The organism is Methylorubrum zatmanii (assembly GCF_014845115.1).
Taxonomy (GTDB): Bacteria; Pseudomonadota; Alphaproteobacteria; order Rhizobiales; family Beijerinckiaceae; genus Methylobacterium; species Methylobacterium zatmanii.
In genome coordinates this window covers 1-967 of record NZ_NKUI01000359.1, presented here as the reverse complement: position 1 = coordinate 967, position 967 = coordinate 1, and the positions used below count along the sequence as shown (strand labels likewise).

Here is a 967-nt window from a genome sequence, read left to right as displayed (position 1 = left end):
CCGTCCCGTTCCGGGCGGCAGCCCGGCCGCACGGGCCCGACTTCGGACGTGCCTGCTTTACCGGCGCCGGTGACGGCGACGGGGGAGGAATCGGCGGGCGAGGCGGAGGGGGCGGGCGGCGTCAGGGGAGGGGCGAGGAGAGCGCCCGGATCGGTCTTCGCAGCGGCGTCCTCCGCGTCGCGCGACGCCTCGTCGGACTCGCCCTTCTCGTCCACGGTCTCCGAAGCGGACGCGGCACCGGTCTCTTCGGCGGCGGCCTTCTCCGCCGAGGCCTGCTGCGCCGGCCCCGCAGCATCGGCTCGCTCCGGCAGCCGGGCCTCGGGCTTCGCCGCGACATCCTGGGCCCGGCCCGGCGCAGAAGCGGCGTGGTCGCGCGCCGTCCTCGCCTGGGTGAGATTGCCCTGAGCAGACTTCGTCTGTGGGGCGCGCTCGGCAGGGCGCGCGGAGGGCCGGCTCTCGGCCGATCCGGCCCTGTCCGTCCTGCTGGCTTCCTTGCCGACTTCCTTGCCGGCTTCGGTCCCGGTCCGGTCAGCGGGGGTGGGCTCCTCCCGGCGGACAATGGGACGCGCCGGTGCCGCCGGCTTCCGCTCCGCGCTCTCCACGGTGAAGCGGGCCGCGCCGACCTTCGCCTGCGCGGCGGCGGGCCGCACGGCCGGCCGTAGAAACACCTCCGCCAGATCTGCCCGTGAAACCGCCATGCCGTCCGTCCCCTGGGGCCGAAGCCGGTTTGATCCCGAGCAAGCCCCGCACCAACCGGAGCCCCTGGCTTAAGCATTGATACGGCAGAGGAAATTTCAAAGGCGAGAGAGCGGCGCCAGCCGGGCGGGGCCGGAACTGCCGGCCTCCCGGCAGAATCTGCCGGCTCCGGCCAGGCCCTCACCGGTTCATGGCCGGTTCTTGGCCGGTTCTTGCTCAATCCTTGCCGGTTCAATCCTTGCCGGTTCTTGCCCGGCCCATCCCTGGAAAG

The 967-nt window shown here is 73.3% G+C and carries 1 pseudogene; it reads right to left on the bottom strand.

The window, feature by feature from the left end:
* A pseudogene (locus MZTS_RS24730) lies at positions 1-698 on the bottom strand (flagellar hook-length control protein FliK); the annotation flags it as partial.
* Positions 699-967: the final 269 nt, after the last annotated feature.